Source organism: Sphingobacterium sp. MAE, from assembly GCF_056711605.1.
The window spans coordinates 1,151,006-1,172,783 of sequence record NZ_CM160044.1 but is presented as its reverse complement, the minus strand read 5'-3'; the positions used below and the strand labels follow the sequence as shown (position 1 = coordinate 1,172,783).

At 33.5% G+C, this 21,778-nt stretch carries 18 protein-coding genes, 1 tRNA gene and 1 pseudogene; 12 read left to right on the top strand and 8 right to left on the bottom strand.

All coding sequences use genetic code 11. From position 1 onward, the window contains the following. Positions 1–9: 9 nt before the first annotated feature. On the bottom strand, positions 10–969 hold the full coding sequence (gene glsB, locus AC06G9_RS04975; protein ID WP_045752433.1) for a glycine N(alpha)-acyltransferase GlsB: 960 nt from the start codon (positions 967–969) through the stop codon (positions 10–12). 4 nt (positions 970–973) lie between these two features. After that, on the bottom strand, positions 974–1,807 hold the full coding sequence (gene glsA / locus AC06G9_RS04970; RefSeq protein WP_045752434.1) for a lyso-glycine lipid O-acyltransferase GlsA: 834 nt from the start codon (positions 1,805–1,807) through the stop codon (positions 974–976). A gap of 231 nt (positions 1,808–2,038) precedes the next feature. Between glsA and AC06G9_RS04965 the strand changes: the two genes are divergently transcribed. The 7 genes from AC06G9_RS04965 (at position 2,039) to AC06G9_RS04935 (ending at position 10,381) form a co-directional block, all read left to right on the top strand. Then, positions 2,039–2,701, top strand: coding sequence for a CBS domain-containing protein (locus AC06G9_RS04965; RefSeq protein ID WP_084405263.1), 663 nt, complete (start codon positions 2,039–2,041; stop codon positions 2,699–2,701). Positions 2,702–2,774: 73 nt separating this feature from the next. Further along, entirely contained in the window at positions 2,775–3,662 is an 888-nt protein-coding gene (locus AC06G9_RS04960; protein WP_045752436.1) for an NAD kinase, read from the top strand. 418 nt (positions 3,663–4,080) lie between these two features. Beyond that, positions 4,081–4,827 carry a polyprenyl diphosphate synthase gene (uppS, locus tag AC06G9_RS04955; protein WP_480957622.1) on the top strand — a complete coding sequence of 249 codons (747 nt, stop codon included), beginning with the start codon at positions 4,081–4,083 and terminating at the stop codon, positions 4,825–4,827. A gap of 112 nt (positions 4,828–4,939) precedes the next feature. After that, a complete protein-coding gene (bamA, locus tag AC06G9_RS04950) occupies positions 4,940–7,507 on the top strand; it encodes an outer membrane protein assembly factor BamA (RefSeq protein ID WP_480957621.1) in 2,568 nt (855 codons plus the stop codon). 692 nt (positions 7,508–8,199) lie between these two features. After that, positions 8,200–8,535, top strand: coding sequence for a LytTR family transcriptional regulator DNA-binding domain-containing protein (locus tag AC06G9_RS04945; protein WP_480957620.1), 336 nt, complete (start codon positions 8,200–8,202; stop codon positions 8,533–8,535). Positions 8,536–8,834: 299 nt separating this feature from the next. Then, the gene (locus AC06G9_RS04940) at positions 8,835–9,143 is read left to right on the top strand and encodes a hypothetical protein (protein WP_480957619.1); all 309 of its coding nucleotides are present in this window, start codon (positions 8,835–8,837) and stop codon (positions 9,141–9,143) included. A 134-nt stretch (positions 9,144–9,277) separates the two neighbouring features. Then, the gene (locus tag AC06G9_RS04935) at positions 9,278–10,381 is read left to right on the top strand and encodes a TolB-like 6-bladed beta-propeller domain-containing protein (RefSeq protein ID WP_480957618.1); all 1,104 of its coding nucleotides are present in this window, start codon (positions 9,278–9,280) and stop codon (positions 10,379–10,381) included. Positions 10,382–10,436: 55 nt separating this feature from the next. On the opposite strand, the pseudogene AC06G9_RS04930 reads toward AC06G9_RS04935, so the two are convergent. After that, positions 10,437–11,009: pseudogene (locus tag AC06G9_RS04930) on the bottom strand (transposase); the annotation flags it as partial. 624 nt (positions 11,010–11,633) lie between these two features. Between AC06G9_RS04930 and AC06G9_RS04925 the strand changes: the two are divergent. From AC06G9_RS04925 to AC06G9_RS04910, 4 genes are all read left to right on the top strand, one after another. Continuing rightward, on the top strand, positions 11,634–12,167 hold the full coding sequence (locus AC06G9_RS04925; RefSeq protein WP_480957617.1) for an OmpH/Skp family outer membrane protein: 534 nt from the start codon (positions 11,634–11,636) through the stop codon (positions 12,165–12,167). Between the two features lie 117 nt (positions 12,168–12,284). Then, positions 12,285–12,848, top strand: a complete 564-nt coding sequence (locus AC06G9_RS04920; RefSeq protein ID WP_045755219.1) for an OmpH/Skp family outer membrane protein — start codon at positions 12,285–12,287, stop codon at positions 12,846–12,848. 620 nt (positions 12,849–13,468) lie between these two features. Further along, positions 13,469–14,767, top strand: a complete 1,299-nt coding sequence (locus AC06G9_RS04915) for a 4Fe-4S dicluster domain-containing protein (RefSeq protein WP_045754811.1) — start codon at positions 13,469–13,471, stop codon at positions 14,765–14,767. A gap of 21 nt (positions 14,768–14,788) precedes the next feature. Continuing rightward, positions 14,789–15,583 carry a (Fe-S)-binding protein gene (locus tag AC06G9_RS04910; RefSeq protein WP_045754812.1) on the top strand — a complete coding sequence of 265 codons (795 nt, stop codon included), beginning with the start codon at positions 14,789–14,791 and terminating at the stop codon, positions 15,581–15,583. A 48-nt stretch (positions 15,584–15,631) separates the two neighbouring features. On the opposite strand, the gene AC06G9_RS04905 is transcribed toward AC06G9_RS04910, so the two are convergent. From AC06G9_RS04905 to AC06G9_RS04885, 5 genes are all read right to left on the bottom strand, one after another. Beyond that, positions 15,632–15,715: transfer RNA gene (locus AC06G9_RS04905), tRNA-Leu, on the bottom strand. Between the two features lie 80 nt (positions 15,716–15,795). Then, on the bottom strand, positions 15,796–16,683 hold the full coding sequence (locus tag AC06G9_RS04900; RefSeq protein WP_045754813.1) for a Ppx/GppA phosphatase family protein: 888 nt from the start codon (positions 16,681–16,683) through the stop codon (positions 15,796–15,798). Positions 16,684–16,842: 159 nt separating this feature from the next. Then, on the bottom strand, positions 16,843–17,868 hold the full coding sequence (locus tag AC06G9_RS04895; RefSeq protein ID WP_045754814.1) for a Gfo/Idh/MocA family oxidoreductase: 1,026 nt from the start codon (positions 17,866–17,868) through the stop codon (positions 16,843–16,845). A 16-nt stretch (positions 17,869–17,884) separates the two neighbouring features. Beyond that, positions 17,885–18,436: a hypothetical protein gene (locus AC06G9_RS04890; protein ID WP_293928238.1), complete on the bottom strand. Its 552-nt coding sequence runs from the start codon at positions 18,434–18,436 to the stop codon at positions 17,885–17,887. A gap of 74 nt (positions 18,437–18,510) precedes the next feature. Further along, a complete protein-coding gene (locus AC06G9_RS04885) occupies positions 18,511–21,087 on the bottom strand; it encodes a phosphoenolpyruvate carboxylase (RefSeq protein ID WP_480957616.1) in 2,577 nt (858 codons plus the stop codon). Positions 21,088–21,289: 202 nt separating this feature from the next. Between AC06G9_RS04885 and AC06G9_RS04880 the strand changes: the two genes are divergently transcribed. Continuing rightward, a complete protein-coding gene (locus AC06G9_RS04880) occupies positions 21,290–21,700 on the top strand; it encodes an organic hydroperoxide resistance protein (RefSeq protein WP_045754816.1) in 411 nt (136 codons plus the stop codon). Positions 21,701–21,778: the final 78 nt, after the last annotated feature.

The window sequence follows — 21,778 nt, the reverse complement described above, 5'->3', positions numbered from 1 at the left end:
AGAGAGGCTTTAGCCTCTCTTTGATTTTTTATTTCCATACTCGCGATCGCGCTCGAAAGTATTCATATGCCTTTCTTTTTTCACTGGATATACATCCGCTATTGTAATCAAGATCCCCGTCTCTTCTACCTCACCAAATTCATCATTAATAGCTGTTCCAAATGATTTCATAGTTGGAGAAAGATTCATATAGGTATTGATTAAAGGTGGAATATTTTCTCCTAATGCCCTTATTTTACTATTCAAGAGTTTATAAGATTCTTTATAATCTAATCCGTCAAACATACCCTCATATTTAGAAAAATCATTTTCACAATTCAAACTCGGAATAGGTACAACTAAATTCTCTTTATCAGGAAAATGATACTCCATAAAATAAAGAAGCATACCGCGCGCCTCTTTATTATAGTGAGGGTACATCGTTACTTTTCCAAATAAGTATTTGATATCTGGATTGATCATCACTAAAGCGCCTAGACCATCCCAAAGATTATCCAATGAAAAAATTCCTTTACGGTTATCGATTGCAGGCTGAAATTTGGGTTGTACAAAAGATCGACCTAATTCGATCGTATAAGGTAAATAGTCACTTTTAAATCGTTCGGAAAATTGAAAATAATGTGCAGTAGATAAATTCGGAACACCATCTTTCATAGAGGCATTAGCACATTTAATAACACGATAACCTGCAACTACCTCCTCTTCTTCTGGATTCCATGCGATCAATTGATCATAGCAATCTTCACAAGTATCATTTTCGTCAATATCTATAGATAATCCAGTACCACCACCAGCACCTCTAAAAGTCAATTCTCTCAATCTTCCTATCTCACGCATCACATTGGGTGCGTTATGATAATTGATTAAGTATATTTCGTTATTTCCGTTGTTAGTGTAACGTATAAAAGCCTCTTTACCCAACTCAGCTTTTAACAACTCTCTATCAACTGGAGCAATAATTTCTTGCATAATTTTATTTTTCTTGAGACATTCCGTAAACCAATCGCTTAACCTCTTCAGCCCATTTTTTTTCGCCCTTAGATTGATCAAAATGTGTGTAAGATATTTTCTCGCCGATAACAATCGTCACAGTTTGGTTGCGTTGAGAAAACATTTCATCAGGTAGATAAAGCATTTCCAAATTTGCCTTTAAGCCAATCTTCTGTCTTAGCCTTGCAAAATTATAAAAAAAGTTAGAGTTTTTACCCTCAATATATACCGGTACGATATCTTTTTTATATTTCTTTGCCTTATTTATAAAACTTTTCTTCCATTCGAGATCCTCAATCCTTCCATCTGCTTGTTTTCTGGAGACCAGGCCTGCCGGAAATACCAGTAGCGCGGTATCAGAAGCATAAGCCTGTTCAATAGCAGCAATACCACTCTTCCCCTGTCCACCCAATTTATTCACAGGTATAAATAAGGGTTGTAGATTCCCTACATTCATTAATATATCATTGACCAGAAACTTGACATCTTTACGATACCGTCCGATAGCATGCATGAAAGCAATACCATCCAGACCTCCTAATGGATGATTAGAAGCAAAAATTACACTTTCATCAATCGGAATATTTTCTGCACCCTTTAACTCGACATGAACACCCAGGTCCTTTATTAGCGCATCTACGAAGTCTAAACCTTGCAAATTCGCAAAACGAGTCATGATATCATTGATATCATCCTCGTGGATAGTTCGCTCTAAATATTTTAATAAGAATGAAGGAATCCATTTTGCCAATTTTGGACTCTTCTTTCGAATTACTTCCCTAACTTCAATAAATTTCTGACTTGCAACCTCACCCATAAAAATTCCAGTACTATGATTTAACTACCTTACATATTCAAAATATAAATCGCACTTTTGTAAAAGTAGATAAAATTTGTACAATCCATTATCAATAATATATAAACTGTGCAAAGTTAAAGTAAAAATTTAATGACCTTTAATCTGATAAAGCTTTTTTATTAATAAAAATCGGATTGTTTAAACATTTTATTAAATTTAAGGTCAATAGTATACAGATAAACAACGGACATGTATATAGCGAACATCCCCCTATCACAAAACACGACCATAAAGCAAACTGACACGATCGCCTTTGCATTAGATCGAATGGAAGATTTCCAATTTCATTTACTACCAGTCGTAGATGGCGATAATTATTTGGGTTATATAACTCAAAATGATTTATTAAACGCCCTAGATGATCAATTCACTGTTGCTACGATCCATTTAAAAACAGATCCTATTTACGTCATGGCAAATCAGCACCCCTATGATGCAGTTCGCTTAATGACAGCATATCATATGGATACCTTGCCTGTTTTAGATGAACATAATAATTATAAAGGAATATTGACCTCGCTAGAACTAATCAAAACGATTTCAGTACTACAATCTCTCAATGACGTTGGAGCGATTATTGTTTTAGAAGTCGGAGCTCATGACTTTTCATTGTCTAAAATTGCTCATTTGGTTGAAGTCGAAAACTGTCAAATATTAAATTGTTCAACCCAAGCAATACTTGAAAATGCGACAATTCAAGTAACTATAAAGGTTAATCAATCCAATATAGCAAATTTACTTTCCTCTTTCGCACGACAAAACTATAAGGTTATGGCAAGTTTTAATACCCTACAAGAGTTTGATGACCTAGAAGATCGTTACAAACAATTAATGAATTACATCAATATTTAGCAATACGGTAGTTTTTTCTCATCTTTGGCAAACAAATACAATCATCACTGCTAGATAAAAAATACTGTACAATATGAGAGTGGCAATTTATGGTAGAGAATTTACTCCTTCAGTTATTCCCCATGTAAGACATTTACTAGAATATTTAATTGCGAAAGAAGTAGAAATATGGATTTATGATAGTTTTTATAATTTTCTAAAGAAACAATTTGATTGTACTAAAAACTTTTCTACGTACACTTCCAATGCAGATCTTCCTCTCGACACAGATTTTATGTTAAGTTTAGGAGGAGATGGAACTATGCTATCCGCAGTATCCCTAATTCACAACTCAGGCATACCCATCGCTGGTATCAATTTCGGAAGATTAGGATTTTTAGCTTCGATAAACAAAACAGATTTTGAAACATCCATTGATCAAATTCTTGTTAAAAATTATAAAATTCAAAAAAGAGCACTTTTAGCTGTTGAATCCCCGGATAAGGAATTATTTGGAGGAAATAGCAATTATGCTTTGAACGATATTACCGTATTTAGATACGATAGTTCTGCCATGATCACGATCAATGCCTACTTAAACGGAGAACTTTTAAATTCTTATTGGGCAGATGGACTCATTATTGCTACACCGACAGGCTCAACAGCCTATTCACTGAGTTGTGGAGGTCCTATAATTATGCCCGGAAGCGGCAATTTTGTAATCACTCCAATTTCTCCGCACAACTTAAATGTACGACCAGTAGTCATATCATCTGAATTTGAATTAGATTTAGAAATCGAAAGCCGTTCCGAAAAATATATATTGAGCTGTGACTCAAAAAATGAAACAGTACCAAGTAACGTTAGATTGAAAATCACAAAAGCACCTTTCTATATTAATTTAATTAGATTAGATGGAGAAAGCTATTTTGAGACCCTGAGAGAGAAATTACTTTGGGGATTAGACGTCAGAAATTATTGATATTAGCAATAATTTCTAATTCTCTATTCATCAAAAAGATTTATATTTACCACAAAATATTTTGAACAACTTATTCATTTAACTTACCCAGACCAAAGAGTTGTGCTACAAAGAGCAAATAATGCTCAATGCTGACTAGACGATTCTACATTTAATGAAAGGGTGGCTACTGAATATTCAAATCAAAAAGGACAGATATTTAGGTAGACAAGCTGAAATTGCTTATCAAAGTAATTTTCAATCATAGACATAAGTAGACTAATCAACATTCAATCATTACTACACAATAAAAGTTGTGGATAAAAGATAAAGCTAATGTTGATGAAAATTACGACTACACCTATGCAGGTATTAAATAGGTCGTATATTATAAATGTTTTTACCAATCGGGAGATAGGCAGAAGTAAAGAAATAGAACATGAGCACAATAGATCATATTGACAAAAATAAGCTTCCACAACATATTGCTATAATTATGGACGGCAATGGAAGATGGGCAAAGGAAAAAGGAAAACTGCGAATTTTTGGTCATCAAAATGGTGTCAAGGCTGTTAGAGAGGCGCTAGAAGCTACTATCCAAGTTGGAGTAAAACATCTTACTTTATATGCTTTCTCTACAGAAAATTGGAACAGACCTCGATTGGAAGTAATAGCGCTCATGGAACTATTGGTTTCTTCACTCAAAAAAGAAATCAAAACCTTTCAAAAAAACGGTGTCCGTCTCAATGCCATCGGAGATCTATCTAAACTTCCTAAAAATTGTCAAGAAAAATTACAGGAAACGATGGATATAACAGCACATAACACAAACTGTGTATTGACGCTGGCATTAAGCTATAGTTCACAAGAAGAGATCGTACAGGCTACAAAAAATATTGCAGAAAAAGTATTAAAAGGGGAACTAAACATCGAAGAGATTACCACTGAAGTATTTCAACAAAATCTTTATACATCCAATCTCCCAAATCCAGATTTGTTAATACGAACAAGCGGAGAATACAGAATTAGTAACTTCCTATTATGGCAGATTGCCTATGCCGAATTTTGTTTTCTAGATAAGATGTGGCCCGAATTTGAACAAAAGACCTATTTAAGGCCATTCTTGATTATCAACAGCGTGAGAGAAGATTTGGAAAAACAAGTGAGCAGATCTAATCTTTATTAGTAACTTTGCTAACTGATTTTAAACCGTCATATTTTGCTGGTTCTTAAATTTTTCTTAATTAACAAAAATTAACAACTGATTGATGTACTTTAGCATCAATAAAAATTTATAAATGAAGCGCATACTTATTGTTATATTATTTTTAGCATGTACCCAACCACAATTCGCACAAGCTCAAGTGAATGGAACTGCTATAAACCTGAATGATCCCAACCAAATAAGTTATTTATCCCCTAAAGACTATATCATTGGTGGTGTGACAGTTTCAGGAACGCAGCATCTTGACAACAATGTATTAATTACAATATCCAAACTTGTTGTTGGTCAATACATTGAAGTTCCTAGTGAAGCTACATCCAATGTGGTAAAAGTGATGATGGCTCAAGGGCTTTTTGATGACGTACAATTATGGTCCGAAAAGATAGAAGGTGAAACCATTTTTCTAAATATTCGTGTTGTTGAAAGACCACGTTTAACACGAATAGACATTAAAGGTTTGAGTAAAAGCCAAACAGAAGAAGTTCGTAAAAGATTAAATGATAATGCCGGTAAAGTGGTCAATGAAAATCTGATCAATACCACGCGTAACACCATCCAACGCTTCTTAAGAGAGAAAGCTTATTTATATCCAGAAATTAAGATCAGCACAGAAAAAGATAGTGCTCAGGCTAATAATGAGATTTTAATTGCAGATGTTGACCGTAAGAATAAAGTACGTGTCAAAAAGATAACATTTACAGGCAATAAAGAATTTACACAGAAACAGCTTCGAAAAAATTTAAAAGGAGTCAAGCAAAAAGCATGGTTCCGTATTTTTGGTCCTGGAAAATTCAAAGAAGAAAAATATAAAGAAGCAAAAGAAACTTTAGTTTCTAAGATGCATGATAAAGGTTTCCGAGATGCTGAAATCATTCAAGACTCTGTCATTAAAGTTGACGATAAAAATGTCTTGGTCAATATTGATGTATATGAAGGTCCTAAATATTATGTAGGTAATATCAAATGGTCAGGAAATGCGAAATATACAGACACTGTCTTAAATCGGATTTTAGGAATACGTAAAGGTGATATTTTTAGTGAAGAGAAACTGACTACTAAACTAATGGGTCCCACTCGCAATAGTGATGATATTGCCTCATTATACATGAATGATGGCTACTTGACATTCTCGATCGATCCGCAACAAACACGTATATACAACGATACAATTGATCTCAATCTACGCATGTATGAAGGCCCACAGTTTACAATAAATAATATCATTATAAAGGGAAATGATGTGACCAATGATCGTGTCGTATTAAGGTCCATTCGTACCAAGCCAGGGCAAAAGTTTTCAAAAGAGGCAATTATGACTTCTGTTCGAGAAATTGCACAATTGGGTAATTTTGATGAGCAAAAGACAAATCCGATTCCCGACAATGTTAATCATGCTGAAGGAACGGTAGATATCATATATAACTTAACTGAAAAGCCGTCAGATCAAGTGGAATTATCAGGAGGTTATGGTGCAGGACAGATCATCGGTACTTTAGGATTGACCTTCAATAACTTCTCTACAAGTAATCTTTTCAACAAAAGCTCTTGGAAACCATTGCCACGTGGTGACGGACAAAAATTAAGTATTCGTGGACAGACTTCAGGTAAACGTTACCAGTCCTATAGTTTCTCTTTCACCGAGCCATGGTTAGGTGGTAAAAAACCAATCTATTTTGGTTTAAGCGCCTATACATCTAGTTCTTCATATGGAGGTTTTAACTATTATACTGGGGAGCAGACGGTAAAAGATTCGGAACTTAATAGGATATGGATGACGGGTGTAACCGCAACCTTAGGTAAGCGTTTACAATGGCCGGATAACTGGTTCCAAGCCAACACTTCCCTATCGTTTCAACGTTATAAATTGCAGAATTATGCCAACTATTTCTTATTTGACAATGGTACAGCATATAATATTAACTTAACACAAGAATTCAGCCGCAATACAATTGATGCGCCGATCTATCCAACTTCAGGATCTAACCTTAAATTCTCTGTTCAAGTTACGCCACCATACTCGCTGTTTAATAATATCAATTATGAAACAGCAGAAAATAATGTGAAATACAAATGGACAGAATACCATAAGTGGAAATTTGATTCACAATGGTATGCAAAGATTGCTGGTAAATTGGTATTCAAAGCACAGGCACAATTTGGTTTCTTAGGTAGTTATTCTAATAAAACAGGAATTTCTACATTTGAACGCTTCAAAGTCGGTGGTGATGGTATGCAAGGTTTTGACTTCTTACAAGGATCTGAGATCATCGCAATGCGTGGATATGCCAATGGTGTTGTTATTCCAGAAGGAACTCAGAATGTTAACATTGCAAGAAATTCAGGAAGTCCAATTTATACCAAATATCAAATGGAATTGAGACATCCTGTAATGTTAAATGAACAAGCAACAGTTTTCGTATTAGCATTTGCTGAAGCAGGTAATACTTGGAATAAATTCTCAGAATATAATCCATTCAAAGTAAGACGCTCAGCAGGTGTTGGAGCACGTATCTTCTTACCTATCTTTGGTATGTTAGGTATTGATTACGGTCATGCATTTGATCCAATCCCAGGCTTACCAAGCAGTACATGGAAACAAAACTTCACATTTAGTATTATGCAAAACATGGGAGGATTTTAAGACATAATATTTAAATAAAAAAGGGAGAAATTATAAATTTCTCCCTTTTTTATTTAAATATCTAACATAAATTAAAATAACATACTCCAAAAATTACAATTACATACCCTTATTAAAAAATATAAATTTATTATCATTAAGAATAAATGTGCTAGTAATTTCATTTTATTTGATAGGTAGATATGAATATAAATTTGGTATTTAATTTTTAAAAGATTAGAAAGAATTTTCCTTTATTAAATCGCCGAAGAAGAGGATTAAATTTAGAATATAATATAGAACTAACACATATTCCCAATTATTATCAAAACTGGCCTGTTAACTCTAGCTTATCCGGTATTTAGTTAATGATATGCTCAGTATTCTCTATTGGCTCTAGATGTGTGTATCTTTGTCCTTTCTTTTTCAGTGTCTCTAATTTATAAATTAACCATTATAACCTGTTTGTAAGTAAGGTTACACATAAATTCCGATTTAAAAATTCTAATTCATAAAATGGTGTCGAAAATTTCAATAATTCTATTAGTTCTTTATCAAGGAATGAATACATTATCAAAATTTGGTTTTGTCAATCATTATAATTAAATTTATGAAAGTTTTAATACTTATTAATAACTGAAACGATCGTAACCAAAATATTAGTTTTGACTAATTCGCATTTCGTACTCATAATAGACCTACTTAAATTCAATATGAATAAAATAATAATAAAAACTAAAGGAAAAACTCTTTTTATTGCAGTTCTTGATATTCTTTTTTGTAGAGCCGCTGGAGCATATTCAGTTATTGTGTTAAATTCAGGTGAAGAAATAGTTAATAGTGTAAATTTACTAACTCTAAAAAATCGACTTGAGCCGAGTGGAATTATGTTTCGAGTAAGTCAATCTTATTTGATTAATATGATTCATATCACTTGTATATATCATAGCTCTAGAGAAATAGAACTATCCAATACAACAAAAGTTCCATATACAGTTTCTCTTAAGGATCTAGAACTTGAATTACTAAAATTCACCAAAAATTATTGACCGAGCCCTATAATTTCATAAATTACTTTGATTAAAAAAGAGTTATTTATGATTTTTAATATTCTTAATTGAATCAATACATCCCATCTTTAAGTAAAGAAATCAAATTATCTTGATTCTTTAAAACTCTCTTTCAATTAAGGTAATTTTCATTCCGAATCAAATCAAAAAACTATATCAAATAAAAAAAATAAAAAGCAAAATATTAAAGAGCAGATGTGTAATACAAAGTTTGAATTAAACATCAATACATATTAATATTAAAAAGGCTAAATTGTGATACACTAAATTTATAAATTATGAAAAGAACAAAGCAAATCTTATTCTTCATGACTTCGGCAATATTGTTTATTGCTATCCTATTTGCTAAAATCGAAAAAAACAGCGAGGGCGGATGGGAGATAGGTATTAGTCATGCTAATGCACAAAATCAACCGCCACAACCACAGCCAAATTGCGTATCAGGTGGTGTCAAAGGGAATTCAAGTAATTATAACCACTATGAATTAGAATGCGGAAATCCATGTAAAGGTTATGCTTATTACAAGTCTGTAACAGGAAGATCTACCTGTAAAGTTGCCATTACTCCACCAGCATTTGCACTTTAAATAATACATAAGAAAACAATCAAATTATATTGATTGTTTGTCTAAAAACGCATGGTAATAAAGCAGTTTATTTTAAGAAAATAAATTGCTTTTTTTAATAAAAAAGCAGTTTACCTAAAATATCAATCGAGCATATGTTCAAAAAGAAATTCAATGACAACGGCATAAATCAATTACTTCATTTATTTAAATTTCTACTAGTGATCCATTTTATAGTAGGCTGTTCACACCCTAATCATATTTTTAATAATGAAAATGGAATTATTAAGAGCAAAAGTATCATATCTATAGATTCTTCAGATTTAGTTATTTGCAATATAAATCCTGGTTGCTACTTGCAAACAGAATTTATCAATGATTCTGTTTTAATGTTAATGGATCTATGTAATGAAAATAAAAAGTTCCTCAATTTATATAACTTTTCTCGAAACAGACCGTTATACAATTCTGGCAGTATAGGTAAAGGAGCTAATGAATACATTTATAGACCCATGTTAGCTCGATCAAATCACAATAATACGATCATGATTTCAGATCAAAATGGATTTCTAAAAGAGGTTAAGATCCAAGATAAAGAAATGAAAGTTATTAACGAATATCCTCTATTAACAGAGACTGGAACTCGTGAATTACATGTTATTGATGATAATATTTATGGTAAAAATACAAATTTTGGAAATGGAATATTTTTTATTCAAAAAAATTACTCAAAACTAAATACCTCATCTCTAAAATGGGTAGCATTACCTCCAAGTTTAGATCTAACCGCAGAAGAACAAAAATATTCACAATTATTAGGAGACAATTACTTTCATATCAATAAACAAAAAAATAGAATTATTTCTGGAATGCGTTACTTTAACAAAATATATTTTTTTGATTTAAACGGAGAATTAATTAATGAATTTGAAGTCCATAATGATATAATAAAGAAGAAAATAATAGATGAGTCTACAGAATTTATATCAGATGATGCTATCATTTATACAAATGGTATTACTTCAACTGATAACTATATATATATAATATTTTATGGTAAAACTTTTGAAAATATGGCTAAAATTGATAAATCCAGCTCCTATATTATACAAATTGACTGGGACGGTAAATTAAAAAACACTTATCACGTAAAATATCGAGTAGAATCAATTTCTGTATCTCCAGATGATAAAACATTATATCTTTCGATACAACAACCTGAAAATGGTGCTGGTAAACTTTGGAAAACTGAAATTTAAAAAATAAATTGAGAGAGTGTAACTCGAACTGTGTCATTGGATAACTAACCTAATGCTAAAAGCCTCTATCAAGTTTGAGTCTATCTCCAAATTTAATGTAAAGTTGCGATATGGTCAAGTCCCAGTTGTGCACTGGCATCGTCCACTTTTTAGAGATGTCCTTTATTATCAAGAACATCAACTTCATAAGAGCCTGCGCAGAACTAAATGCACCTTTAGTTTATTCATTCGTGTTTGTTTTTATAGGTATTCATGAGCTCGCTATGCTCGGTTTGCTAATTTTACGGATCTGACGGTGCATGCCCTCAATTGGATTTGTGGTGTAAATAGTTTTACGTACCTGCTCATCATTCTCAAAAAAAGTAGAGAGATTGGCCCAGTTTTATAGCCATGTCTTAGCAGCTATTGGATATTTCTTTTCCCCATTTCTCTTCGAAGACCAGTTTATTTTCATAGCCCATTTCTTCGTGGAAAGCTTTATAAAACGGCTTCAGGCCCCGAATAACAGCCTTTTTATCCTTTTCTGTAACGTATTATCCTTTTCCGTAACGTAGTGCATACTTGATCGGATCTGGTACACAATGCATAACTGAACTTTGGTTTTTGGATAAATAGCTTCTATAGCTTCCAATTATAATATAGATTATATTGAAGCTGAAGCCTTCCCATTTTGGGGAAGTTTACTATATAGTATTTTATACTTTTAAAAATAAATATACTAATGTGAGTCAGATCTGCTAGATTAGATAAAAAATAACAAAGAAACTAATATTCATTTTGAATATAATCTTTTTAATATATTAAGTCCCATATTATAAGGCTTAATACAAAATTAGTAGATCAATGCAAATAAATGATGAAAATATAAACTAGAGCAAATGAAGATTATAATTGATTCTAACAATGTCAAACACAAATATTCTCTATTTCAGTAAATTATCGTAAAAGAATTACTTTTATACTTTGAAGATATTTTCAATTATATAATATCTTCAATAATCAACTATTTATTTTAACTTCAGTCATAATGAATTATGTTTTGATAGGATTATTACGACATATAAAATATGTGTTCAACAAGCCTTATATATTTGAAAATTTCAAAACGCAAAGTCATACACAATATCAACTGTTAAAAATTGTGAAAGGCTAATATAATATAGCTGTTAAACCATTTTTTTATTTAATTTAGCATACTATTATATTAAACTATTTAGTTTTAGATTTGTCAGAAGATTAAAAGATTGGGTTTATGAAAAAAATAATATTAGTAATAGCATTTGTTGTAGTTACCGTATCAGCTACTTTTGCGCAAAATTTTGCATATGTGAATTCAGAATATATTTTAAAACATATTCCTGAATATACGTCTGCTCAAAAACAATTAGATGATTTATCTCAAAAATGGCAGCAAGATGTTGACCAGCAATACGCGGAAATCGAAAAATTGTATAAAGCTTATCAAAACGATCAAGTTTTATTAAACGAAGATATGCGTAGACGTCGGGAAGATGAGATCGTGAAAAAAGAAAAAGATGTTAAAGATTATCAAAAGCAAAAGTTTGGTTTTGAAGGTGAGTTATTTAAGCAACGTGAAAAACTGGTTCAACCTATACAACAACGTGTCTCTAAAGCAATTCAAGATTTAGCAAAAGCACAAAGCTTAGACATCATATTAGATAGAGGTCAAGAAGTGACTTTCCTATATGCAAATCCAAAACTTGATAAAAGTAATGACGTCATTATTAAATTAGGATTAAAACCAAATCCTGCACTTGCAAACTAAATATTAGTTTACTAATATTGCGAGAACGAATAGGAGTATTATTAAGTATTAAATTAGAAACACAAAAATTTGTCTCAAAATAATTTGAAGAGACGATTTAAGATTAACATGAAAAGAATGAAAAATTTATTTAAAGGTGCTATTGCATTTGTAGCAGTTTTTTTTGCAACTCAGTTAGCTCATGCACAACAAAAAATTGGTCATATCAATTTTGCGGAAATTATTCAATCAACTCCAGAATTCAAAACGGCTGAAGGACAATTGAAAACGTTAAGTGATGGAAAAACAAAAGAGCTTCAAGATATGTATGCGATGTATCAAACAAAACAAAAAGAAGCAAATGACAAAGCACGTAATAGAAGTGAAGCAAACAAAGAAACTGTAGATGTTGAATTGCAAAAATTAGGTACTGAATTACGTGATATCGAAACTCGTATCAATGAAAACCAACGTGTTGCTCAAGAAGAATTAAACAAAAAAGAAGAAGAGTTAATTTCTCCGATTCATAGAAAAGTATCAGAAGCACTTAACAACGTATCTAAAGAAAAAGGATATGCTTATGTTTTTGATATTTCAAGCACTAACATTCCTTATTTTCAAGGTGGTGATGATTTAACTGCTGCTGTTAAAACCAAATTAGGTATTTCAGCTACTGCTACTCCGACACCAGCAAAAAAATAATGAATTAATCTCTGTAAAATCTTTCAGATTTTAACAAAAACAGCAACCTTATAGGTTGCTGTTTTTGTTTTACCTTACCTTACCTTACCTTACCTTACCTTACCTTACCTTACCTTACCTTACCTTACCTTACCTTACCTTACCTTACCTTACCTTACCTTACCTTACCTTACCTTACCTTACCTTACCTTACCTTACCTTACCTTACCTTACCTTACCTTACCTTACCTTACCTTACCTTACCTTACCTTACCTTACCTTACCTTACCTTACCTTACCTTACCTTACCTTACCTTACCTTACCTTACCTTACCTTACCTGGTTATCAGATCATTTACTTGGAACAACACATTGTCGAGATTAATCTTCATCTTTGAACATTTTTACCGGCATTACAAATGCACGCTCGATTCAAATCACTAAACGTTATTATGCTGAAGTATACAGAATCAGAAGATTGACTTATCAGTTATAAAAAACTTATAGGCTCCTCATATGAATATGTCTTCAAATCAAATTATCCAAATCAGCCAATTGTTTTTAAAAATTCTAAATAATGTATTATGCAAGCATAATATATTATTTATATTATATTTGTGTATATACTGTTATAAAAAGATATGATTAGCCAACTTATATTTATATTATGCTTTGTTAGCGCGATTATTCTGTTTGCAAAAAATGCAAGACAGATATATAAAAATATTAAAATAGGAAGAGCGCTCAATAGAAACGACAAACCTGCAGAACGTCTTAAGACCATGCTACTAGTCGCTTTCGGTCAAAAGAAAATGTTTAAAAGAGTTGTACCTGCAATTTTACATCTTTTTGTCTATATCGGTTTTTGCATCATTAATATTGAAATGATCGAAATCGTCATTGACGGAATATTTGGGACACACCGATTTTTATCATTTTTAGGAAGTTTCTATAATTTGCTGATAGCATCATTTGAATGGTTAGCATTTGGCGTACTTCTTGGTTGTATCATTTTCTTCATTCGTAGAAATGTGATTCATCTGAAACGTCTCAATAGTCCTGAATTAAAGAATTGGCCAAAAACCGATGCCAATCTTATTCTGATAACAGAAATTCTATTGATGATGGCGTTCCTGCTCATGAACGCAGCAGATCAAAAATTACAGCTCTATGGTGAGTCACATTACATCACTGCAGGATCATTTCCGATCAGTCAATATATCATCTCCTTTTTACCATCCGATCCTTCATCGTTAATGGTTATTGAGCGAATTTGTTGGTGGTTCCATATTTTAGGTGTATTTGCCTTCCTCAATTATTTACCCTATTCAAAACATTTACACATCCTTTTGGCATTCCCCAACACGTACTTTTCAAATTTAAGGCCTAAGGGAGAATTAACAAATATGGAAAATGTAACAAATGAGGTAAAAGCAATGCTCGATCCTAGCTTTACCCCTCCTACTACAGATGAGCCAGTTCGATTTGGAGCAAAAGATGTCCAAGACTTGACATGGAAAAATCTACTTGATGCCTACACCTGCACCGAATGCGGTCGCTGTACAGCCTCCTGTCCAGCTAATATCACAGGCAAGTTATTATCACCAAGAAAGATCATGATGGATACCCGTGATCGTATAGATGAAGTCGGTAAAAATATAAAGGCAAATGGAAACTTTGTAGACGACGGAAAATCGTTATTGGACACGTACATAACACGCGAAGAACTATGGGCCTGTACGAGCTGTAACGCATGCGTAGAACAATGTCCTGTTAATATTAATCCCCTTGAAATTATTGTTGAATTAAGACGGTATTCTGTCATGGAAGAATCGAAAGCGCCAGCCAGCATCAATGCCATGTTTGGAAATGTAGAGAATAATGGTGCTCCATGGAAATATTCACAGATGGATCGTGCAAACTGGACATCGCAACAATAATACTTTTATAAAATTAGAATCATGGAAAAAGAATTACACGTCCCAACTATGGCCGAATTAACGGCTAAAGGTGAAACCGCAGATATTCTATTTTGGGTAGGTTGCGCAGGAAGTTTTGATGAAAGAGCACAAAAAATAACCCGTGATATTTGTCGCATTTTACAACATGTAGGCATCAAATATGCCATACTAGGCACAGAAGAAAGTTGTACAGGAGATCCAGCAAAACGTGCGGGTAACGAGTTTTTATTTCAAATGCAAGCCATGATGAACATCCAGGTATTGGATGGATACCATGTAAAAAAAATAGTGACCGCCTGTCCTCATTGTTTCAATACCCTTAAAAATGAGTATCCGGCCTTAGGAGGCAATTATGAACTCATCCATCATACGCAATTGATCCAAGGGTTAATTGATGAAGGGAAATTAAAACCTGCAGATGGAAATGTATTCCAGGGTAAAAAGATCACCTATCATGATCCTTGTTATTTAGGCCGTGCAAATGAAGTTTACGAGGCACCAAGAAAAGTATTGGAAAGTTTAGATGCACAATTGATAGAATTAAAAAGATGTAAGAGCAATGGTCTCTGCTGTGGGGCTGGTGGAGGTCAGATGTTCAAAGAGCCCGAGAAAGGGACAAAAGATGTCAATATAGAACGGATCGAAGAAGTTATTGACAGCCAGGCAACAATTGTAGCTGCTGCATGTCCATTTTGTATGACAATGCTTAAAGATGGTGTCAAAATCAAAGAAAAAGAATCAGAAATAGAGGTTTTAGACATTGCAGAAATAACGGTAAGAGCCAACAACATATAAAAAAAGGTCTGGAAGTATCCAGACCTTTTTTATATCATCAATATGATGTACCCAGAAGCAGATTCGAACTGCCACACCCATACGGGCGCCACCCCCTCAAGATGGTGCGTCTACCAATTTCGCCACCTGGGCCTATTTTCAAAATGGTAACGCAAATTTAAACGTTTTTTTAAAATCTGCAAGTATTTTTTACTTAGATCCTAATTTTTATTTTATACGCCCTGATTTAATAAATTCTTTTTTATTAAAGTATGGATCACACCATCAACTAAGCCCACACGTGGTACCATGATCTGTTTCAAATGCCCATACTTCATGATCGTCATGAAAATCTCTGTAGCAGGAATAATAACATCAGCACGATCATCATTTAAACCCAATAACGTAATGCGCTCTTTTAAAGAATACGATGTTAAATAATGATAAAGCGCTTTCAATTTTGCATAAGAAATAGGTTTATCAGCCTTTTCACTAGCCAATCGGGATAGTTTATTAATATTTCCACCCGTACCAATACCATATACCTGTTTGTACATTTTGGTATTGTTGGTTACCCATTCTTTAAGATCATCCCAAGTTTCCTGCTCATCCTTATTATCGAGAATACGGATCGTACCCAAATTAAACGATTTAGAATTCACAAGCTTAGCATTTGCAAATAAAGATAACTCTGTACTGCCTCCACCGACATCTATATACAAATAAACCTTATCAAGATCCATCTTTGCCTCCAAGTGGCTATTGTAGATGATTTCAGCTTCTGTAGTGCCATCAATAATAGCGATGTCTATACCAATTTCACTTACTTTCTTTACTACTTCAGGGCCATTAGATACGTCGCGCATGGCAGATGTGGCGCAAGCCATATAATCTTCCACATTATAGACATCCATCAGATCTCGGAAAGCGCGCATAGTCTTCACTAAATTCTCCGCTTTCTTAGGCGATAATTTTTGATGAATAAAAGCATCATCACCAAGACGAAGTGGCACCCTTAACAGGGTATTCTTTTTAAATGAAAAACCATCCTTTTCTTGAATAATATCAGCAATTAAAAGTCTGACAGCATTTGAGCCGATATCGATCGCAGCATACCTCACATTAATACAGTTAAAGTAAATAAAAATGAAATTGATTTCTTATTGAAAGGGAATAACTTATTCCTTATCAACAATACCTCTTTAATTGTTTCGAAAATATAAATAATAAATGAAGCCAAGGTGCATTTTATGTTAAATTATTATAAACAAAATAATAACTTAACACAAAGATGGTTGCTCCAATATTTCCAGCTGCCAATAAATCTGTTCTTCTGTAACAAAGTATGCTCGATTATTTCTGATTTGCTCATATACGGCATCAAATAATTGCATATAATCACCTTTTAATGCCTTTAATTGCTCAGAAATCAAATTGTCATGCTCCAGATAAGTCAATAAGCCTAGTGCATCTTCATTTTCCTCACCGTAGTGATCATCAATTGGACTGACACCAGCAAGTAATTGATTTTCTTGAACGTCCGTACGGTTCTTCACAAAAGTTCCGTTTGTACCATGTAGCAAAAAACTATATTGTGATTCTAAGACCAACATACTCACTGTAATATATACAGTCAGCCCTTGATCAAAAGTCAGCAATAATGTTGCAAAATCATCCACCTCCGAATCCTTACGATGAATAGATGTTCTTTTCACAGCAGAGATGGGTTTCCCAAATAATGAGATCACCTGATCCAATAAATGCGACCCTAGGTCAAATAAGATACCTGCAGCAGGACGTTTTGTTTCTTTGAAGACCTTTTGACCTATTTCTGCACGATATCGATCAAATCGTAGATGCAGCTCAACCGGTTCGCCCAACTTATTGGATTCTAAAACAGACTTCAAAGAATTAAAATCCGAATCAAATCGTCTATTATGGTACGGCAGCACAAATTTACCAACCTTTCTTCCTAGATCAAACAATTCTTTCGCTTCTGCGACCGTTGGAGCAAATGGCTTTTCTATCAGTACATGTTTTCCCGCTAGTAGAGCTTGCTTTGCAAATGCTACGTGTGTATCATTGGGCGTATTGACAATAACAAGTTCAATTGCCTCATCGGCTAGAAGTTCCTCAACACGATCATAACTGATAATGGAGGGATAATCTATATGCGCTTTTTTAGTAGATCGCTCCACTACTGCCCGCAATTCAAAGCGATCATTATTGGCTATAAATGGCGTATGGAATACCCTTCCGGACATTCCATACGACAAAACACCTGTAACTATTTTATTTACAGTCATTAAAATAAAGTTTTATTTAGTGATGTGCATGCTCATCTACTTTTCCACCAGCAAGTTTATATACTTCCTGTAATTTTTCTAAACTCTCATGTGAAAAATGGTTTACAGCAGCATTAGTATTATGTGACTCTTTCGTCAATTTGTTATTTACTTCAGCCTGAATCTTAGCTACCACATCAGCGTAAGCCTTATCATTAAATGCAGCAGTACTGTCTGTACCTAAAGCAGCAGGTGCTTCAAAAGCAGGAACACCTCTCATAGCATCATTCACATGAAGACTTAATGATAAAGAATCCAACTGAGGAAGAATCGTAGTGTATGCCTCCTGAATCTTTGCTGATAATGCTTTCGTATCAGCAGAAGTCGATTTTGACTCAGCAAACTTGGCCAAATTAACTAAATAATTCCCTTGCTCTCCAACATATTTAAACATTGCATAAGCATCTCCATCAGCTAAAGAAGCACGTGAATTTTTATATTGGTTATCCAAACCTGTTTGGTAGTTACAAGAAGCCAATAAAGAACTTCCACAAACTGCTACCGCTATAAATAACTTATTAAATTTCATATCAATTATATTAACAGCACAAAAATAATAAAATAAACGGGCTTCAAAACTCTTATTAAAAAAGAGTTGAAACTTTATGCCACATTTCGACCTGCATTGACAACACCATAAATGGTCCTAGCAATCAATTTAGCATATATGTCCCGTTTCTTTTCATCCAAATTACCTTCATTGATCACTTTGATCGCATAATGCTGAATAATCAATAAGGGCAATACAATATTTTCACGAGCCAATATGGACTCGCGATCAATAGGATAGTTTTCCATCAACTTAGAAGTATTGCTTAATTTTAGTAAGTACTCCTTAGTCACTAAAAATTCCTCATGAAGCATTTTCCAAAATGCACCATACTTCTCATCAAATTGCATGTAAGAAGTAATATCAAAATTGGATTTGGTCATGGACATCATACAATTGTCGATTAATGTCTGGAAGAACCCGGAAGACAAATATAATTGTTGTACATCCTTCCAAAGATTATTCTGCTCTGCCCATTTCAATGCAGTACCTACACCGTAAAAACCTGGTATATTTTGTTTTAACTGGCTCCACGCAGTGACGAAACTGATCGCACGCAGATCTTTAAGTTTCAATTCCTTATCCGAATTTCGTTTAACTGGGCGACTACTGATATTGATAGACGATAGCGCCTTTAATGGTGATAGGTTTTCTAAATAACTCAAGAATAAAGGATTTTTACGCAAATCCATAAATTTATTATAGCTCAGATCAGCTAATTTATCGACAATACCTTTTTGATGTGGAGTCAACGTATCACTCGATCGCTGTTTAAGATCGGAAATAATACCAGCATGTAAAAGCTGTTCAATATTAAATCGGGCAGTATCTAAAGAACCATATTGGCTACTGATAGTCTGTCCCTGTATAGTCAATTGAATATGATCATTCGCAATTTCCTGTCCCATTGAAGCATAAAATCTTTGCGTTTTACCTCCTCCCCTTGCAGGTGGACCTCCACGACCATCGAAAAATACAAGATCAACATCATATTCTCTAGCAATAGCCGTTAATTCAATTTTTGCACTGTAGATAGACCAATTAGCCATTAGATATCCCCCATCTTTAGTACTATCCGAATAACCCAGCATGATCGTTTGCTTATTCCCTCTTAATTTAAGGTGCTTTGCATATTCCTTATTCGTATAAAGGGATTTCATCACATCTGCAGCGCGGGTCAAATCATCTACAGTTTCAAATAATGGTACAAAATCAATTGTCAAGGCATCCTTGGTCCATCCTGACCATAAGAAAAGTTGTCTTAAACCTAAAATATCACTTGCTTGCTGACAATTACTAATGATAAAACGCTGCGCAGCACGTTCAGAACCTGATTTTTGAATATTTTTGAGCAAACGGATCACCTCTAGCGTATCTTTTTCCAATGCTGTAGCTTCATCATCAAATTTCAGATCCAACTCCTTAAAATTGATGGCCTCTTGCTTATCTATCTCGGACAATGATCCAAAATCAGCAGAAATACCGGTTTCTTTAGAGTATTTTTTAATGATATAATCAAAAGTTTGAGTCAAGATACTACTATCTTGGCGAATGTCCAATGTTGTAAAAAAGCAACCAAAAGTCATTACCTTACGCAAAAGATCATCGACGATCTCCACGAAAAGATTATTATGCTTTTCTTTCAGTACCTCCTGAATAGCTTTTAAATTTTCAATAATATGAGCAGTCTCATCGACAGGGTTTTCAACAGGATTAAAACTATTTTCATAAAATAGCTCCTGTAGATTGTCCATATATTGTTCAACACCTCTAAAAGTAATACGGCGTTTCACCACTCTGAAATCTCTGTAATAACAACGGAATAAAATAGTTCTTAAAAGTGTTGCCACTTTTTTAGTACTATCAGCACTCACATTTGGATTTCCATCGCGATCCCCCCCTGGCCAAAAACCAAGCTCAATCAATTGCCTCACTTCCTCTGTCTCAATCCCCAGCTCATCATCAATATAAGTTTGGATCTCAGAAGCTACTTTGTAGAACACATTTTCTAGAAACCAAGCCAAGCTAATCGCTTCATCAACCGGAGTAGGCTTGTTATTATTGATAAAAGGTGTTTTACCAAGTTGTTGCAATAATAAATGAATATTATGAATATCATTCTCTTTGATTGCACTGATCAGATCATTGATAATCGACAATACAGATCCAGGATAAAACTGAGTCGGGTGAGCAGTCAATACAAGGCGGACAGAGAAATCTTTTAGTTTCGCAACTATTTTTCGCTTAAGTTCCGGATTTGTTTCTGAAGATTTAATTAAAGACCCAAGCTGTGAAGATTGATCTGTTTTACCAATTGCTTTAAATGAAGAATCTTCAATTGCATCAAAAAGCACCACCTGTCTTTCGATGTATTGTACAAATCGAAATAACAAATCGACTTGAGTTTCCTCATCCGAATAAATTTCATGCTGCTCAAAAAAAGTATTGATGATATCTTCCGGAGTTTGATGCTTCTCTACTCCATTTTCACAGTGTTTGGCAAAAAAAGGTAATAAGGTACCCGTATCCTTTACCTGTTGGAAGGGTAGCGTTAAAAATAGACTTTTAAAAAGTTCAAATCGCGTCAAAACTTCGTTTTGAAAAACGGCTTCTTTTGTACTTAATTTCATATTATAGAAAAAACAGTTGTAGTTAATGGAGAACGTTTGAATATGATCAAACATTCAAATATATAAAATTTATATTCAAATAATCATTTAAATGAAAAAAAACTAATAATAACATCTTAAAATTACAATATTATTAAGAACAAAAACGTTTTTCACTTGTTATATTATTTTTGATCAAGTACAAATTACTAAATGTTACAAAATGGGAAAAATTTATACAGCAGAAGTTACTGCAACTGGCGGACGTAATGGTGAAGTAAAATCTTCAGATGGTATCATTGATTTAATTGTAAAAAAACCAACAGCTATGGGCGGTGATGGAAACGCGACCAATCCAGAGCAATTATTTGCAGCAGCATGGAGTTCATGTTTTTTAGGAGCCGTTGCCGCAGTAGGAGAAAAAGATAACGTCGATATGACCGATGCTACAGTGACGGTACGCGCATCATTTAACGAAGAAAACAATGCCTTCTTTATTTCTGCAGAAATTGATTTACATGTACCTACTCTTAGCGCCGAACAAGCTCAAAAGCTTGCGGAAAAAGCACATCATGTATGCCCCTATTCAAAGGCTACCAGAGGAAATGTAGAAACTAAAATAACAGGTATTTAATTACCGATCTTCAAATACGAACCCGCTATGCTTTTACAATAAAAAGCATAGCTTTTCCTATTCAATCTTGTATATTTG

What these genes read in the sequence shown, in the direction of transcription:
- AC06G9_RS04880 (WP_045754816.1), top strand. Translation starts at nt 21,290, where the DNA reads ATGGGAAAAATTTATACAGCAGAAGTTACTGCAACTGGCGGACGTAAT.
- AC06G9_RS04895 (WP_045754814.1), bottom strand. Translation starts at nt 17,868, where the DNA reads ATGACTGTAAATAAAATAGTTACAGGTGTTTTGTCGTATGGAATGTCC.
- glsA (WP_045752434.1), bottom strand. Translation starts at nt 1,807, where the DNA reads ATGGGTGAGGTTGCAAGTCAGAAATTTATTGAAGTTAGGGAAGTAATT.
- AC06G9_RS04965 (WP_084405263.1), top strand. Translation starts at nt 2,039, where the DNA reads ATGTATATAGCGAACATCCCCCTATCACAAAACACGACCATAAAGCAA.
- AC06G9_RS04915 (WP_045754811.1), top strand. Translation starts at nt 13,469, where the DNA reads ATGATTAGCCAACTTATATTTATATTATGCTTTGTTAGCGCGATTATT.
- AC06G9_RS04945 (WP_480957620.1), top strand. Translation starts at nt 8,200, where the DNA reads ATGAATAAAATAATAATAAAAACTAAAGGAAAAACTCTTTTTATTGCA.
- AC06G9_RS04925 (WP_480957617.1), top strand. Translation starts at nt 11,634, where the DNA reads ATGAAAAAAATAATATTAGTAATAGCATTTGTTGTAGTTACCGTATCA.
- uppS (WP_480957622.1), top strand. Translation starts at nt 4,081, where the DNA reads ATGAGCACAATAGATCATATTGACAAAAATAAGCTTCCACAACATATT.
- bamA (WP_480957621.1), top strand. Translation starts at nt 4,940, where the DNA reads ATGAAGCGCATACTTATTGTTATATTATTTTTAGCATGTACCCAACCA.
- AC06G9_RS04890 (WP_293928238.1), bottom strand. Translation starts at nt 18,436, where the DNA reads ATGAAATTTAATAAGTTATTTATAGCGGTAGCAGTTTGTGGAAGTTCT.
- AC06G9_RS04920 (WP_045755219.1), top strand. Translation starts at nt 12,285, where the DNA reads ATGAAAAATTTATTTAAAGGTGCTATTGCATTTGTAGCAGTTTTTTTT.
- glsB (WP_045752433.1), bottom strand. Translation starts at nt 969, where the DNA reads ATGCAAGAAATTATTGCTCCAGTTGATAGAGAGTTGTTAAAAGCTGAG.
- AC06G9_RS04910 (WP_045754812.1), top strand. Translation starts at nt 14,789, where the DNA reads ATGGAAAAAGAATTACACGTCCCAACTATGGCCGAATTAACGGCTAAA.
- AC06G9_RS04935 (WP_480957618.1), top strand. Translation starts at nt 9,278, where the DNA reads ATGTTCAAAAAGAAATTCAATGACAACGGCATAAATCAATTACTTCAT.
- AC06G9_RS04885 (WP_480957616.1), bottom strand. Translation starts at nt 21,087, where the DNA reads ATGAAATTAAGTACAAAAGAAGCCGTTTTTCAAAACGAAGTTTTGACG.
- AC06G9_RS04940 (WP_480957619.1), top strand. Translation starts at nt 8,835, where the DNA reads ATGAAAAGAACAAAGCAAATCTTATTCTTCATGACTTCGGCAATATTG.
- AC06G9_RS04960 (WP_045752436.1), top strand. Translation starts at nt 2,775, where the DNA reads ATGAGAGTGGCAATTTATGGTAGAGAATTTACTCCTTCAGTTATTCCC.